We start from the raw sequence: 13,716 nt of genomic DNA, 5'->3' as shown, positions 1-13,716 counted from the left end.
CACCTGACCGAGATCCACCTGACCCGCAGTACAAGTAACTACGGGCGGATGAAGCGCTCCAGGAGCTTACCTGCGATCAGGTAGACCAGCGCCGCGATCCCCCAGTTGACCAGCAGGGTGTTCTTCGCGGTCTCGAGCCGGAACAGGTCCTTGAACGGGCCGACCAGGTCATGGCCGCGCTCCAGCACCCACTTCACGATCTCGTTGCTCTGGTTCGCCTGGTCGAGCGCCGTGAACAGTGCGCCGAGCGCGAGCACAGCCGCAGCCAGCACGGCGATCAGCCAGATCAGCGAGGCCACGAGATTGCGGAACCGGTTGACGCCGGAACCAACCGCGGACATCGCCGCCTTGCTCTTGCCGGAGCCCTCCCGCGCGGCCTTGGCCGAGGCCAGCGGGTTACCGGCCGGAGCTTTGTTGCCTGAGGCACCAGACTTGCCCGCGGCAGGAGTCGACGCCGCCGGCTGCCGAGTCACCGGCTTCGTCACCGCGGTGTCCTGCTTCGCGTCGCCGGCATCCGTCGTCGAGGCCTTCGAAGCACTGGAGGCCTCCGCGGCCGCCCTCTCCCGGGCCCGTTGCTCCGCGACGATCTCTGCCGCGGTCTTCGGCCTCGCCGGTTTGGTCACCGTCGCGGTCGCACCGCGACCACCGGTCCCCTGCTCGGCCGCGGGAGTCTCCTCAGCCTCCACGTCCGACGGGGTCACCGCCTTCTCGGCATCGGCGGTGCTGGCCGCCTTGTCGTCGTGAGTGCCCACGTCGCCCATCTCCTCAGCCGGGGTCTGTTCCTAGTCCGTCGCCGGTGCCGGCACCGGCGGTTTCCTGCGTCGATTACCCGGGACCGGGCGCGGCGACAGTTTGCGCCGCACCCTCCAGATCGATCCGGACGCCTCCACGGGTTGCAGGCCGTCCACAGACTCCAACGTAGCGATCTCCGCACCGTCCGTCACATTCCGCGCCGGAACACCGCTCAGCGGATCACTGCCGGGCGTCGCGATCGGCACCGGATCGACCGCCCGGTGCCGCGTGTCCGTGATCGAACCGTCGGCCGCAGCCTGGTCGAGGATCGATCGCAGACCAGGCTCGGCGGCCCGCGTGAGGGACCGCACCGCGTCCGCAGGAGCGGATGGATCCGCCCCCAGCCGCGCCGCGCCGGTCTGATCAGCCACGCTGCGTCTCCTCTTCGACGACTTCCGGGACATAGTGCCCGACTGGTGAGTAACTTGAGAACCCCCTGCTCACATCTCCTTTATCACCAGTCGTAGACAATCCGTTACCCGCCGCGCTGTCCGGTACGCGCACCTCCCCCGCACCGTCCGGTACTACGCGCGCCTCCCCCGCCGCATCATCCGCCTCATCGCGCTCCTCCACTGCCGGTACTGCGCCCGCCCCCGCCGCGGGATCATCCGCAGCCTCGCGCTCCTCCACCGCAGGTGGATCCACCGGCGGTCGTCCCGCGCGCAGCCGAGCGGCTGTCTCCTCGTTGCCCCGGGCCAGTTCGGCCAGATAGGCCCGCCGCTCCGCCTCGGCCTCGTACCGGCTGACCCGGTCCCGCACCACCACAGCGGGAATGCCCACCGCCACGGAGTACTCGGGAATGTTGCCACGGGCAACACTATTCGCCCCGATCACGACGCCGCGGCCGATGTCGGCTCCACGCGTCACAGTGACCTTGGTCGCGAGCCAGCAGTCCGGCCCGATCCGCACCGGCGACTTCACCAGGCCCTGGTCCTTGATCGGCAACCCGAGGTCCTCGGTCTTGTGGTCGAAGTCGCAGATGTAGGTCCAATCCGCGATCAACGTCGACGCGCCGATCTCGATGTCCAGGTAGCAGTTCACCGTGACGTCGCGGGCGAACACGACCTTGTCGCCGATCCGCAGCGTGCCCTCGTGCGCGCGCAGCCGCGTCTCGTCGCCCAGATGCACCCACTTGCCGATGATCAGCCGACCATGCCCGGGCCGCGCCACGATCTCCAGCTTCTTGCCGAGGAAGACGAATCCCTCGGTGATCACCTGCGGATGCCGCAGCTTGAACCAGGCGAACCGCCAGTACCGCTTCAGGTAGTACGGCGTCCACGCCCGGTGGCGCACCACCCAGCGCAGATTCGCCGCCGTCAGCAACCGCATCCGTCCAGTATGTACATGGCCAGGGTGGTGGTTGGGGTAATGGTGCATAGCTCCGGTGTCCAGGCAGGTGCATCGCAAGGCGGAGTGGTTGCCTCGATGCGGGGTTCATCGTGGCAGCCACTCCAACGCCGCGAGGTGCCTGCCTGGGCGCCGGAGATATGTGCCATTACCCCAACTACCACCCTTACTCAGCGACTCCGGTGATGGACACGTTGTAGTAGAGCTCGTCGGGCACGACCTGGGAGAGCACCTTGTCGACCTTGGAGAGCTGCAGCCAGGACTTGTAGGCGAACATCCGCCAGCCGAAACCGAGCTTCTCCTCAGGCACGGCCGCCTCGAACGTCCGGATCGGCCACCCGACCCAAGCCGCCAAGAGCTCCTCGGTCACAGTCCGTACGTCGGTCGCGCCCGCGCGCTCCGCCGTACGGGCCAAGGTGTCCGGGTCGAAGGTGTGCAGGTCGACCACGGCTTCGAGTGCCGCGGCCCGCGACGACTCGTCCAGCTCGGACTGAGGACGGCGCCAGTGCGACAGCGCCGGCAGCTTCGTGACGTTGGTGGTTGCCCACCAGGTGAAGCGCGAGAGCCGCCGGGCCACGTAGTCGCCGTACCGGGTGGGTTCGCCGCAGATGACGAACCGGCCGCCCGGCTTGAGCACGCGGAGCATCTCGCGGAAGGCAAGCTCGACGTCCGGGATGTGGTGGATCACCGCATGCCCGATGACCAGATCGAAGGTGTCGTCCTCGTACGGCAACTTCTCCGCGTCGGCGACCTTGCCCTCGATCGCGAAGCCCAGCGTGTCGGCGTTCCGCTTGGCCGCCTCGACCATGCCGGGCGACAGGTCGGTCACGTGGGCCTCGGCGAGCACGCCCGCCAGCTTCAGGTTCAGCGTGAAGAAGCCGGTGCCGGCGCCGATCTCCAGGGACTTGCCGTGCGGCCAGCCGTCGGTGCCGGCCACAGCCTTGAACCGGTCGCGCGCGTAGTCGACACAGCGTTCGTCGTACGAGATCGACCACTTCTCGTCATAGGTCGACGCTTCCCAGTCGTGGTAGAGCACCTGGGCCAGCTTGTTGTCGTTCCACGCGGCCTCGACCTCTTCGGCAGAGGCGGCGGGCTTCGGTCCAGCAGTAGTCATCTGTATCTCCTAGAGGCCCTTGAACGCTGCTTTACCGGGGCCGTTCTCGACGAAGGACTTCATCCCGATCGACCGGTCCTCGGTGGCAAACAGCCCCGCGAACTGCTGCCGCTCGATCTCCAGCCCGGTGTGCAGGTCGACGCCAAGACCCGCGTCGATCGCTTCCTTGGCGGCCCGCAGCGCGAGCGCGGCACCGCGGGAGAACTGGGACGCCCAGGCGACGGCCGCGGAGTACACCTCGGCGGCGGGAACGACCTTGTCGACCAGGCCGATCTGCAGCGACTCGGCCGCGTCGACGAAGCGGCCGGTGTAGATCAGGTCCTTCGCCTTCGACGGGCCGACCAGGCGGCTCAGCCGCTGGGTGCCCCCGGCGCCGGGGATGATGCCGAGCAGGATCTCCGGCTGGCCGAGCTTGGCGTCGTCGGCGGCGATCCGGTAGTCGGCACACAGGGCGAGCTCGCACCCGCCGCCGAGGGCGTAGCCGGTGATCGCGGCGACGGTGGGCTTCGGGATCGCGGCGACCGCGGAGAGGGAGGCCTGCAGCGGGCCGGAGCGGCGGACCATGTCGGCGTACGACATGTCGGCCATCTCCTTGATGTCCGCACCGGCCGCGAACACCTTCTCGCCGCCGTAGACGACGACGGCCCGTACTGCGTCGTCGGCACCGGCCTGCTCGGCCGCGGCGCGGATCTCGTCCTGGACCTGGACGTTCAGCGCGTTCATCTTCGGCCGGTCCAGCCGGATCGTGCCGACCCCGTCGGCCACCGTCAGGTTGACGAACTCGCCCATCTCCAGCTCCTCACACGTCATCGGGTACCGGCCGAGCCTACGGCTACCGGCCGGTCACATCCCCGGCACGGTACCGGACCGGTACCACGATGACGTCAAGAGGACATCAGGATTCGTACGTCACACCCAGCCGCTCGAGCAGCGGACGGAGGTTGTTCACGTCCAGGCTGAGCTCGCCGGCCTCCAGCCGGACCCGGTTCCGGGCCTCCTTCTCCTCGCGGAGCTTGGCCGCCTCGACCACGGCGGCGACCTCGGCCCGCGGGATCACCGTGACGCCGTCGTCATCGGCGACGACGAGGTCACCCAGGGTGACCGTGGCGCCGCCGCAGACGACCGGCACATTCACCCAGCCGGGCGTAGCCTTCACGGTCCCGGCCGCGCTGATCGCGCGCGACCAGACCGGGTACTTCATCGCGATCAGGTCCCGGCGGTCCCGGGCGCCGGCGTCCAGGATCACGCCGGCGATCCCCTGCGCCCGGCACTGCGTGGCCAGCAGTTCGCCGAACATCCCGTCGGTCGACCGGCTCATCGTGGCGACGACGAGCACGTCACCCGGTTCGCACACCTCGACGGCCGCGTGCAGCATCAGGTTGTCGCCAGGGTGGTTGAGCGAAGTCACCGCCGGACCGCAGGCGTGCAACCCCGGTACGACCGGGTGGATGTCCACCATCAGGCCGCGGCGCTGTGCCGCCTCGTGCAACGTGGCGACGCCGTACGACGCAGCCGCCTTGACCAACTCCGGCGCGGGACGCTCGATCCGGCGGATCACGCGTGCGCTCATGACTGCACTCCTACCAGCGACAGGTGCTTGGCAGCACGGGGAAAGGCCTTCAGCGCGTTGCCGGTCAGGAGCTTGGCCCGGTCCTCGGTCGACAGCCCCAGCGCTTCGACATCACCAAGGATGTCGTCGAAGAACCGGCCGGTCTCCGCGTCGCGCGTCTTCGCGGTACCGAACATCTCGGAGCCGAAGAGCACGTTGTCCACACCGATCTTGCGGATCAGCATCTCGAGCGAGTCCGCGTCGTACACGGCGGTGTCGAAGTACAGGTTCCGGACGACTTCCTCGAACGGGGGCAGGGATTCCGCGACGTGCAGCGCCCGGTTCCGGTTGAAGTGGAACGGGATGCCACCGCCGCCGTGCGGCACGATCAGCCGCAACGTCGGCAAGTCCTCGAAGACGTTCGACGAGCACAACTCGACCACGGCGGCGTAGTGCTGCGCGATGTAGTGCGAGCCGTTCAGGTGCAGCGCCGGGTTGCGGGTCGAGCTCGCATGGATCATGCGCCGGGCCGAGGGGCGGCGGGAGAGGTCGACCGGGTCAGAGGTCGACCGGCTGGCCCGAGGCGACCGAGCGACGCGCGGCGTCGACGATCCTCAGGGTGCGGAGGCCGACCGCGCCGTCCGGCTGCGGGACCGAGGCCGGCGGTTGACCCGGCGTGGCCGGACCGGAGGCGCGCACCGCGGTGAGGAACTCGGCCAGCATCATCGCGTCGAGGTTGCCGCCGACCGGGAGGAACACCTCGCCGGACGCGTCTGTGCCGCCGACGTGCGGCTGGAACGGCGCGATCTCCACCGAGCCGTTGGTCCCGGTCACCTGCAGCGTCACCCCACCCCAGGTCGGCCCGTTGTCCGGGACGCTCCAGGAGCAGTCGATCGTTGCCAACAGCCCGCTCTGGTAGGTGATCGTGACGAGACCGCCGGTCTCCACCGAGACGTTCTTGTCCTGGTGCAGCACGTGGTTGGCGACGGCATGGACCCGCGAAGCCTCGACCCCGCCGGTGAGCCCGTCGATCAGGTCCGCGCAGTGCACCGTGTGATCCACCATCGCTCCCCCGCCGGCGAGCTTGGCGTCGGTGAACCACTGCCGCTGGTCGTACGGGATCTTCCCGTTGTTCGTCCCGAGCACCGCGAACACGTCGCCGAGCCGCCCGGCCTCGACGAACGCCTTCAACCGCCCGTACGACGGAGCGAAGCGGACCGGGTACGCCGTCATCAGGATCACCCCGGCCGCCTCGCAGGCAGCGAGCATGGCTTCTCCGTCCGCGACCTCGGTGGCAAGCGGCTTCTCGCAGAGCACGTGCGCCCTGACCGCCGCGGCGCGTTCCACCAGCCCACGGTGGAGGGCGTTCTCGCTCGTCACCACGACGGCGTCCGGGCCCCAGGCGAACAGCTCGTCGTACGAGTCGACGTACGGCACTCCCATCGCGGACGCGAACTCCGCGCCGCGGGGTCCCGCGTCCGGCGCCGCGGCACCGTCGGGGTCGGACGAGAGCACCTCGACGTCGGGCATCGCGCCGAGCAGACTCGCGTACGACGCCGCGTGGGTGTGCGCGAACGAGGCGAGCGCAACCTTCAAGCTCATGCGACAACTCCTGACGGGTCGAACGTGCTCATGTCGATCGTGCGCCCGGTCGCCATCGACTCACGCGCGGCCTCGGCCAGATAGACCGCGGCCGCTCCGTCGGCCGCGACGACCCGCGGTTCGGGACCACCGCGCAGCGCGGCGGCGAGATCCCGGAGTTGGGTCAGGTACGGGCTCTCGTACAGCGTCGACGCCGGGATCAGCAGATCGCCCTGGGGAGCCAGGCCTTGCAACTCCTCCTGGAATCCGGTGTCGGTGTCCGACGAGTACTGCAACGTGCCGGTGGACCCGGCGATCGAGAAGCCGGACTTGAACTCGGTCCCGGTCGCTCCCCAGGTCGCCCGGAGATGGCTGATCGCCCCGGTGACGTGGGTGAGGGTGACATGCGCCGCCACGTTGACCGGACTGATCCCGTCCACGGTCGGCGGACTCTGTACGGCGTACAGAGTTGCGACCTCGCCGCAGAGCCAGCGGGCCTGGTCGAGGTCGTGCACCATCAGGTCCATGATGACGCCGCCCGAGCGCGCGACATCGCGGTACCAGCCGGCGCCGGCGGGTGAGCTCGCCTGCCGGTAGAACCGGGCCACGGCCACCTCGCCGATCCGTCCGGCCCGCACCGCGTTGTACGCCGCGGCGTACGCGGGGAAGTAGCGGACGACGTGCGCCGGGTAGATCCGGACGCCGGTGGCCTCCGCCGCAGCAGACAACTCCTGCGAGTCCACCGCCGTGAGGGTCAGCGGCTTCTCGCAGATCACGTCGCGGCCGGCCTTGATCGCCGCGAGGGCGATCTCCTTGTGGGTCGCCGACGGGGTGACGATGTCGACGAACTCGACCTCCTCGAGCAGGCCGTCCAGAGTGGCAGCGACCTCCAGCCCGTACTGCTCGGCGAGTTCGGGCGCGCCGGCCGCCGAGTGCACCAGCACCCGGGCGCCGAGCGCCTTCCAGGCCGCGACGTGCACGTGCGCGATGTTGCCCGCGCCGATCAGTCCGACGGTCAGCTCGGACAGTGGGGGTTCCGACATGAGCTCCCTTTCAGGGGATCTGTTCGAGAGTTACTTGAGTCCGGAACGGACCTTATTTGAGTCCGGAGAAGGCAATGCCTTCCACGACCCGGCGCTGCAGGATGACGAAGAGGATCAGGATCGGCGCCATCGCCATCAGTGCCGCCGCCATCATCACACCGGCCGAGATCTGGCCCTGGTAGCCGGCCAGCGTGGCCAGCCCGACCGCGAGCGGCTGCCGAGGATCAGCACGGCGTGAGCCAGCCGGTTGGTGCCCAGCCGGGTGCTGTCCGCCCGCCTGCGAGCGACCTTGCCGGTTGCGCATCATTGTCTCCTCGGCTCACGGCTCGAGAGTCTCGACGGGGCTGCGTGTCTCTGAAAGGACACCGGAGGTAGTTTCACCGGCAAGAGATCACCTGAAACGGGTGGATCAGGTAATTTAGTAACGTTCCTGCGTTTGTATCATTGCGCGTGGGTGTTCGCAACTACCGATTCTGAACACTAGCAACTCCGTTGTGGACATCTCCTGCCTCCCCCGAGGCGGGTTTGACCTGTCATGGGCACAATGTGCCGGTGACCGAAGCCACCGCCGCCGCCCCGAACGAGCTCGGCCCTCCTGAGTCCCCCGATCCGGATCTGCGGCTCGGGGCGGAAGTGCACTCCGACGGCACCACGTTCACGGTGTGGGCGCCGGCCGCCGAACGGGTCGAGCTGGCGCTGATCGGCGATGACGGCAGCCAGCGCAATCTGGACCTCGCCCACACCGGTGAGTACTGGACCGGTTTCGTCCCCGGCGTCGGCCACGGCCAGCGGTACGGGTACCGCGTGCACGGTCCCTTCGACCCGTCGCACGGGCTGCGGTTCAACCCGTCGAAGTTGCTGCTCGATCCCTATGCGCGAGCCGTCGACGGATCACTCGACTTCGCCAGCCCGCTGATCTACGACTCCTCCGACGGCGACTCGGTCGGCCATGTGCCGGTCGGGGTGGTCGTCGCGGCCTCCGAACCACCGCCGCCGATCAGCCGGCCGGTCCCCTGGGGCGAGACCGTGATCTACGAGTTGCACACCAAGGGCTTCACCAAGCTCCACCCCGAGGTGCCCGAGCACCAGCGCGGTACGTACGCCGGTCTGGCCCATCCGTCGGTGATCAACTATCTGGTCGAGCTCGGGGTGACCTCGGTCGAGTTGTTGCCGATCCACCACTTCCTGACCGAGCCCTCGATCGCCGCCCGGGGCCTGCCGAACTACTGGGGCTACAACTCGCTGAACTACTTCGCCCCGCATGCGCCGTACTCGTCGTCGGGGTCCTTGGGCGAGCAGGTCGCGGAGTTCAAGGCGATGGTGGCCGCGTTCCATGCCGCGGGCATCGAGGTGATCCTCGACGTCGTCTACAACCATACGGCCGAAGGCGGTTTCGACGGACCCACGCTGAGCTTCCGCGGCCTCGACAACCGCGCGTACTATCGGCTGACCCAGACGGGCACCATGTACGACGTCACCGGTACCGGGAACTCCGTCGACACCTCGCACCCGCAGGTCCGCCGGCTGGTGATGGACTCGCTGCGGTACTGGGTCGAGGAGATGGGCGTCGACGGGTTCCGCTTCGACCTGGCGGTGACGCTGATCCGCAACGAGCGGCACGAGGTCGACACGGTCGGGCATCCCTTCCTGGCGGAGGTCGCCGCGGATCCCGTGCTCGGCCGCGTCAAGCTGATCTCCGAACCGTGGGACGTCGGCCACTTCGGCTACCAGGTCGGGAACTTCGGCACTCCCTGGTCGGAGTGGAACGGCAAGTTCCGCGACAGCGTGCGGGACGTCTGGCGTACGTCGTCGCACGGCGTCCAGGACCTCGCCTACCGGCTGTCCGGCTCGAGCGACCTGTACGGCGACGACGGGCGCTACCCGTACGCGTCGATCAACTTCGTCACCGCGCACGACGGGTTCACCCTGCGCGATCTGGTCAGCTACGACCACAAGCACAACGAGGCCAACCACGAGGACAACCGGGACGGCACCGACGACAACCGCTCATGGAACTGCGGGGTCGAGGGCGAGACGGACGACCGGCGCGTGATCGCACTCCGGAAACGCCAGATGGCCAACCTGATGGCGACCCTGGTGCTGTCGACCGGAGTACCGATGATCACGGCGGGCGACGAGTGCGGGCGGACGCAGCACGGCAACAACAACGCCTACTGCCAGGACAACGAGACCTCGTGGTTCGACTGGTCCCTGCCTTCTGAGTGGTCGGATCACCTGGCGCTGACGAAGAAGCTGCTCGCGCTCCGGGCCGCCCACCCGACCCTGCGCCAGTGGCACTGGTTCTCGGGCCAGCCCGTCGTACCGGGTGGTCGCAAGGACCTCTCCTGGATCGCTCCGCACGGGGGCGAGATGACCGAGGCCGACTGGCACGACGGCAACCTCCGCACCATCGGCATGTTCCTGGCCGGCGACGCCCTCCGCGGTTTCGATGTCGAAGGCAACCGCCAGACCGACAACTCCTTCCTCCTGGCCCTCAACGCCACCGCCGAAACCCGCGAGGTCACCGTCCCCGACCCCTCCTGGGCCCCCGCCTACGAAGTAGTCCTCGACACCAGCAACTCCGGCGCCACCGAAGTAGAAGCCGGCGCAGTAGTCCCCCTCTTCCCCCGCTGCCTAGTCCTCCTCCGCGCCCTCTAATTCGTACTGCGCCCCATGCGTGAGGGTCATGTCGACAACTGTGGCTGCACTGGCGCGTGCGGCGGCGGCTGAATTGGCGCGTCCGGTGGCCGCTGCATTCACGGCGGCGGTTTGTGGCCGGGGCGCTCGGACTTGCTGGACCGGTGGTGTGCGTAGTCTCGGCTGTGGGCTGGTCGTGGGTGGCTGGTGGGCGATGGGGAGGGCATGGAGATTCCGGCGGCGTTTCATGGGTTGCTTGGGTCGACGGCGGTGGCGTTCGTGTCGACGATCGGGAAGCGCGGCGAGCCGCAGGTGACGCCGTTGTGGTTCTTGTGGGACGGGGAGGTGGTTCGGATCAGTCTGGTTGAGGGGCGGCAGAAGTTGCGGAATCTGCGGCGGGATCCGCGGATCGCTCTCGTCGTCGTGGATCCGGCCCGGCCGACGCATTACATCGAGCTGCGGGGGATGGTCAGCGAGCTCGTGGTGGATCCGGACTGTGCGCTGGAACGGGCGATCGCGGAGAAGTACGCCGGTGCGTGGGCGGACGTGGAGCCGCCGGGCACGCCGCGGTACGCGACCAGCATCGTTGTCGAGAAGACGACGATGCAGCAGGGGGCACCTGAGTAGTCCCAGGGAGAGGCCCCGCCGACCGTCGGCGGCCTCTCTCTTTTGTGCCCTCCAGCGGAACGGTGGGTTGTTCACCTTCGTGTCGTACCGTCGCTGTTCTCCATTCGTTCACCGCAGCGCCTCGCCCGCGACACCCGTGCACGGCTGCTGTTCGCTCAGACATCAGAGGGGGCTCTGGATGTTGTTGCTGCGCCAACGCGAGCGCGTCAATCGCGAGCATCAGACGCCGATCGGCGTTCTTCACCATCTCGTCGTCCGGTGGGGCGACGCCGAGACCGCGACGGCCCGACGTGCACTCAAGCGGTGGTTCAACGGCGTCGCTTTCGTCGACGTGCAGGCGCAGACCTTCGCCGACTTCTGGCGGGCGAACAACAAAACCGCCATCGCCGGCGATGGTCCGCTCTGGGTCGTTCTCGGCGACTCGACCGCCCAGGGTGTCGGTGCCTCGTCACCACTCAACGGCTACGTCGGTCAGGTGATGTCGGCGTTGGCGGCCAAGAGCAGCCGTCCCTGGCGCGTCCTCAACCTGTCCCGATCCGGTGCGCAGACCTGGCAAGTGATCGACCAACAGCTGCCGGTCCTCGAGGAACTCGGCCTGAAACCGGACCTGGTCACCTGCGGCATCGGCAGCAACGACATCTTCGCCACTCCCCCGAAGCGCCTGCGCTCCACCCTGCGCCAGTTGATCGACCGGCTGCCACGCTCCTCCGTGATGCTGGATCTCCCGCTGCCCGACGGCCTCTGGACCGTCGGCAGCCTCTGCAGCCCGTACGTCGCCAGTATCAACAGAACCATCCACAGCGCCGCCGCGAGCCGAGGCTTCCCGGTAGCCGAACTCTCCCGCCATTTCTCCCGCCCCTGGCGCGGCCAGTTCGCTCCCGACCTCTTTCACCCCAACGACCTCGGCTACCACCATCAGGCCCGAGCCGTCCTCACGGCGCTGCCCCCGGCCATACTCCAACCCCAGTAGCCAGCGGCCCGGCCAGCCGGTGGTGACGCAGGGCACTAGGTCTCCAGCTTGCTCGCCAGCCGATCGAGCGACTTCCTGCTCTCCCGGCGAACGCCGAGCGGGATCAGCGCTGCTCGGCCGGGGACGCGGACGCCGCCGGTGAGGGCTACTCGGGTGCCGCCGGTGGGGTCCTCGGTGGCGGCCATGCCGATCAGGAGGAAGCGGCTTTGCAACCAGCACCAGCCGGGGCGGACTACTCCCTGCAGGCGAGCCCTCATGCCGAAGGTGCTGCGGACGAGCATCGTGATCCGGTCGCCCTCGCGCTGCACGCTCTCCACCGAGCGCATGTCGGGCTGGAACTCGATGAAGCGCCGGCCGTCGCTCCACATGAGGTCCCAGACAGCCGGAAGCGGCTCGTTGAAGACCCGCTCGGTGACCTCGGCTCCGGGGATGCCGGCTGCCAGAGCGTGCAGCCGGCGAACGTCGTCCAGTTCTGCTTGCGGCCAGTTCGTCATGATCCCCATGCCTTTCGGAAGCTCGCGCGGGCTCGGTGGAGCCGGGACTTGGCTGTGCCGGCTGGTAGCTCGAGCAGTACGGCGGCCGCCTGCTCGTCGAGGCCCTCGATATCGCGCAGGACCAGGAGCGCGCGGTGCTCCGGAGTCAGCCTTGCCAGCGTGTCCCGTACGTCGACCAGCAACTGCGGGTCGTTCGGCGCCGGCAACTCGTCGAGATCCGCGGGGACCTGCCGCTGGTCCTGCCGTGCCACCCGGATCGCTTCGCGGACGGCGATGGCGCGAACCCAGCCGAACAACGCACCCGGCTCCTTGAGAGTCCGTAGCGACCTGAACACCGCGACCAGCGCCTCCTGGGTGGCGTCCGGTCCGTTGCTCAAGGCAATCGGCCCGCAGATCCGGCCGACGTACGGCGTGAGTTGGTCGAGCAGGTCGTTCATCGCGAGGGTGTCACCACCCTGCGCCCTGCGGACCAACTGCTCTGGTTCTTCGATCACGCGGGCAACTCTCTCAGTTGCCTGGTCCGGAGCAGCCGCAGATCCGCAGCCAGCAAGGTGATGCAGGCAGGGGTGTAGAAGAAGAGGTTCAGCCAGTAGAACGCAGTACCGGAGTCAGTGCCGAGGCCGAAGTCCCACACCAGACCGGCCGCGGCTCTAAGGGCCAGGCCGGCTGCGAGACCTGCCACAACCAGCTGAGCCAGTCGAAGGCGGTCGACCTTCAGCACAGCCACGGCGAGTACCACGTGCAGAGCTGCAAGAGGTAGCACGACCTGTGGTGCGAAGGAGACCTCTTGGCCGAGCACAGCTTGCGACAGCGATCTCTGATCGATCGCGGGCCACGTCACTCCGGTCGCCCAGTAGACGTGCACCGCCGCCAGTAACACATGGACACCGGCCACGACCTGTCGAGCCTTCATGGGTCATCTCCTCCTCAGAACTGTCGAGACGCCTGGAAGAGGAGGCGGGAACGCGAAACGTTCCACCGCGTGACGCAGGTCTCACTGCACCACGCGATCAGTCGTTCGGGTCCTGGGGACCGTCGGCCAGCAGCAGGTAGAGGGAGCGGCGTGCGTCAGTCAGTATCTTGGCTGCCGCGGCGCGCTGTTCCTCTGTGCCGGAGCGGCCAACCTGCCGAGTGGCGGCGTGCAGTTGCTCCAGCAGGCCGCGCAGGTCGGTGGCAGGCTCGGACCTCTCGTACTCGGCGAAGGGGTCGTAGCCGGTCTCGCGACGGGCGTCCGCCTGCTCGCGACCGGAGTCGGTCAACGTGACGAGCCTGCGACCAGCATCGGCGACGACGCTGACCAGGCCTTCGTCTTCCAGTTGGCTGATGGTCGGGTAGATCGCGCCGGGACTGGGTGTCCAGCGACCGTCGCTGCGGTCGGCGATCGCCTGCATCAACTGATAGCCGTGCATCGGCTCCTCGGCGAGCAGCATCAGGACCGCCGCACGGACATCGCCGCGCGGGGCCCGACCGCGGCCGCCACGGCGCCGATGCATGGGCATTCCTTCACCCGATCGCGGTCCGCCGCGCCGGGGATGGTGGTGGTGACCGCGTCTGCGGCCTTC

At 68.4% G+C, this 13,716-nt stretch carries 16 protein-coding genes and 1 pseudogene; 3 read left to right on the top strand and 14 right to left on the bottom strand.

Going from position 1 to position 13,716, the window contains the following annotated elements; genetic code table 11:
• Positions 1 to 38 precede the first annotated feature (38 nt).
• The 10 genes and pseudogenes from EV648_RS44370 to EV648_RS44965 all read right to left on the bottom strand — a co-directional run.
• Positions 39 to 752, bottom strand: a complete 714-nt coding sequence (locus tag EV648_RS44370) for a hypothetical protein (protein WP_241995741.1) — start codon at positions 750 to 752, stop codon at positions 39 to 41.
• Between the two features lie 30 nt (positions 753 to 782).
• Positions 783 to 1,163 (bottom strand): hypothetical protein, encoded by a 381-nt coding sequence (locus EV648_RS44365; protein ID WP_241995739.1) that lies wholly within the window; start codon positions 1,161 to 1,163, stop codon positions 783 to 785.
• Positions 1,156 to 2,121, bottom strand: a complete 966-nt coding sequence (locus tag EV648_RS30765; RefSeq protein WP_241995738.1) for an acyltransferase — start codon at positions 2,119 to 2,121, stop codon at positions 1,156 to 1,158. Before EV648_RS30765 ends, EV648_RS44365 begins: the two co-directional genes overlap by 8 nt.
• A 184-nt stretch (positions 2,122 to 2,305) precedes the next feature.
• Positions 2,306 to 3,253: a class I SAM-dependent methyltransferase gene (locus tag EV648_RS30760; RefSeq protein ID WP_132298640.1), complete on the bottom strand. Its 948-nt coding sequence runs from the start codon at positions 3,251 to 3,253 to the stop codon at positions 2,306 to 2,308.
• A gap of 9 nt (positions 3,254 to 3,262) precedes the next feature.
• Complete coding sequence (locus EV648_RS30755) at positions 3,263 to 4,042, bottom strand: enoyl-CoA hydratase/isomerase family protein (protein ID WP_132298639.1); 780 nt, start codon at positions 4,040 to 4,042, stop codon at positions 3,263 to 3,265.
• A gap of 106 nt (positions 4,043 to 4,148) precedes the next feature.
• Complete coding sequence (locus EV648_RS30750; protein WP_132298638.1) at positions 4,149 to 4,823, bottom strand: 4-carboxy-4-hydroxy-2-oxoadipate aldolase/oxaloacetate decarboxylase; 675 nt, start codon at positions 4,821 to 4,823, stop codon at positions 4,149 to 4,151.
• On the bottom strand, positions 4,820 to 5,323 hold the full coding sequence (locus tag EV648_RS30745) for an amidohydrolase family protein (RefSeq protein WP_132298637.1): 504 nt from the start codon (positions 5,321 to 5,323) through the stop codon (positions 4,820 to 4,822). Before EV648_RS30745 ends, EV648_RS30750 begins: the two co-directional genes overlap by 4 nt.
• A gap of 37 nt (positions 5,324 to 5,360) precedes the next feature.
• On the bottom strand, positions 5,361 to 6,404 hold the full coding sequence (locus tag EV648_RS30740; protein ID WP_132298636.1) for a Gfo/Idh/MocA family protein: 1,044 nt from the start codon (positions 6,402 to 6,404) through the stop codon (positions 5,361 to 5,363).
• A complete protein-coding gene (locus EV648_RS30735; RefSeq protein WP_132298635.1) occupies positions 6,401 to 7,426 on the bottom strand; it encodes a Gfo/Idh/MocA family protein in 1,026 nt (341 codons plus the stop codon). The genes EV648_RS30740 and EV648_RS30735 overlap by 4 nt, the downstream gene beginning before the upstream one ends.
• A gap of 52 nt (positions 7,427 to 7,478) precedes the next feature.
• Positions 7,479 to 7,640: pseudogene (locus tag EV648_RS44965) on the bottom strand (carbohydrate ABC transporter permease); the annotation flags it as partial.
• 401 nt (positions 7,641 to 8,041) lie between these two features.
• Between EV648_RS44965 and glgX the strand changes: the two are divergent.
• The 3 genes from glgX to EV648_RS30715 all read left to right on the top strand — a co-directional run bounded on the left by glgX (position 8,042) and on the right by EV648_RS30715 (position 11,660).
• Positions 8,042 to 10,084: a glycogen debranching protein GlgX gene (gene glgX, locus EV648_RS30725; RefSeq protein WP_370452755.1), complete on the top strand. Its 2,043-nt coding sequence runs from the start codon at positions 8,042 to 8,044 to the stop codon at positions 10,082 to 10,084.
• Between the two features lie 204 nt (positions 10,085 to 10,288).
• A complete protein-coding gene (locus tag EV648_RS30720; protein ID WP_132298633.1) occupies positions 10,289 to 10,690 on the top strand; it encodes a PPOX class F420-dependent oxidoreductase in 402 nt (133 codons plus the stop codon).
• 178 nt (positions 10,691 to 10,868) lie between these two features.
• Complete coding sequence (locus EV648_RS30715) at positions 10,869 to 11,660, top strand: SGNH/GDSL hydrolase family protein (protein ID WP_132298632.1); 792 nt, start codon at positions 10,869 to 10,871, stop codon at positions 11,658 to 11,660.
• Between the two features lie 35 nt (positions 11,661 to 11,695).
• On the opposite strand, the gene EV648_RS30710 is transcribed toward EV648_RS30715, so the two are convergent.
• From EV648_RS30710 to EV648_RS30695, 4 genes are all read right to left on the bottom strand, one after another.
• Complete coding sequence (locus tag EV648_RS30710; protein ID WP_199234909.1) at positions 11,696 to 12,154, bottom strand: hypothetical protein; 459 nt, start codon at positions 12,152 to 12,154, stop codon at positions 11,696 to 11,698.
• Complete coding sequence (locus EV648_RS30705; protein WP_241995732.1) at positions 12,151 to 12,648, bottom strand: RNA polymerase sigma factor; 498 nt, start codon at positions 12,646 to 12,648, stop codon at positions 12,151 to 12,153. Before EV648_RS30705 ends, EV648_RS30710 begins: the two co-directional genes overlap by 4 nt.
• Positions 12,645 to 13,067: a DUF3995 domain-containing protein gene (locus EV648_RS30700; RefSeq protein WP_132298630.1), complete on the bottom strand. Its 423-nt coding sequence runs from the start codon at positions 13,065 to 13,067 to the stop codon at positions 12,645 to 12,647. The genes EV648_RS30705 and EV648_RS30700 overlap by 4 nt, the downstream gene beginning before the upstream one ends.
• Before the next feature lie 97 nt (positions 13,068 to 13,164).
• Positions 13,165 to 13,647 carry a PadR family transcriptional regulator gene (locus EV648_RS30695; protein ID WP_199234908.1) on the bottom strand — a complete coding sequence of 161 codons (483 nt, stop codon included), beginning with the start codon at positions 13,645 to 13,647 and terminating at the stop codon, positions 13,165 to 13,167.
• Positions 13,648 to 13,716: the final 69 nt, after the last annotated feature.

The sequence above is a fragment of the Kribbella sp. VKM Ac-2568 genome (assembly GCF_004345365.1).
Classification (GTDB): Bacteria; Actinomycetota; Actinomycetes; order Propionibacteriales; family Kribbellaceae; genus Kribbella; species Kribbella orskensis.
The sequence above is the reverse complement of the archived record's forward strand: the minus strand, read 5'-3'. Positions and strand labels throughout refer to the sequence as shown.

Coding starts and splice junctions, on each gene's coding strand:
- EV648_RS30695 (WP_199234908.1), bottom strand. CDS start 13,647: ATGCATCGGCGCCGTGGCGGCCGCGGTCGGGCCCCGCGCGGCGATGTC.
- EV648_RS30700 (WP_132298630.1), bottom strand. CDS start 13,067: ATGAAGGCTCGACAGGTCGTGGCCGGTGTCCATGTGTTACTGGCGGCG.
- EV648_RS30710 (WP_199234909.1), bottom strand. CDS start 12,154: ATGACGAACTGGCCGCAAGCAGAACTGGACGACGTTCGCCGGCTGCAC.
- EV648_RS30745 (WP_132298637.1), bottom strand. CDS start 5,323: ATGATCCATGCGAGCTCGACCCGCAACCCGGCGCTGCACCTGAACGGC.
- EV648_RS30740 (WP_132298636.1), bottom strand. CDS start 6,404: ATGAGCTTGAAGGTTGCGCTCGCCTCGTTCGCGCACACCCACGCGGCG.
- EV648_RS30735 (WP_132298635.1), bottom strand. CDS start 7,426: ATGTCGGAACCCCCACTGTCCGAGCTGACCGTCGGACTGATCGGCGCG.
- EV648_RS30720 (WP_132298633.1), top strand. CDS start 10,289: ATGGAGATTCCGGCGGCGTTTCATGGGTTGCTTGGGTCGACGGCGGTG.
- EV648_RS30750 (WP_132298638.1), bottom strand. CDS start 4,823: ATGAGCGCACGCGTGATCCGCCGGATCGAGCGTCCCGCGCCGGAGTTG.
- EV648_RS30755 (WP_132298639.1), bottom strand. CDS start 4,042: ATGGGCGAGTTCGTCAACCTGACGGTGGCCGACGGGGTCGGCACGATC.
- EV648_RS30760 (WP_132298640.1), bottom strand. CDS start 3,253: ATGACTACTGCTGGACCGAAGCCCGCCGCCTCTGCCGAAGAGGTCGAG.
- EV648_RS30715 (WP_132298632.1), top strand. CDS start 10,869: ATGTTGTTGCTGCGCCAACGCGAGCGCGTCAATCGCGAGCATCAGACG.
- EV648_RS30765 (WP_241995738.1), bottom strand. CDS start 2,121: ATGCGGTTGCTGACGGCGGCGAATCTGCGCTGGGTGGTGCGCCACCGG.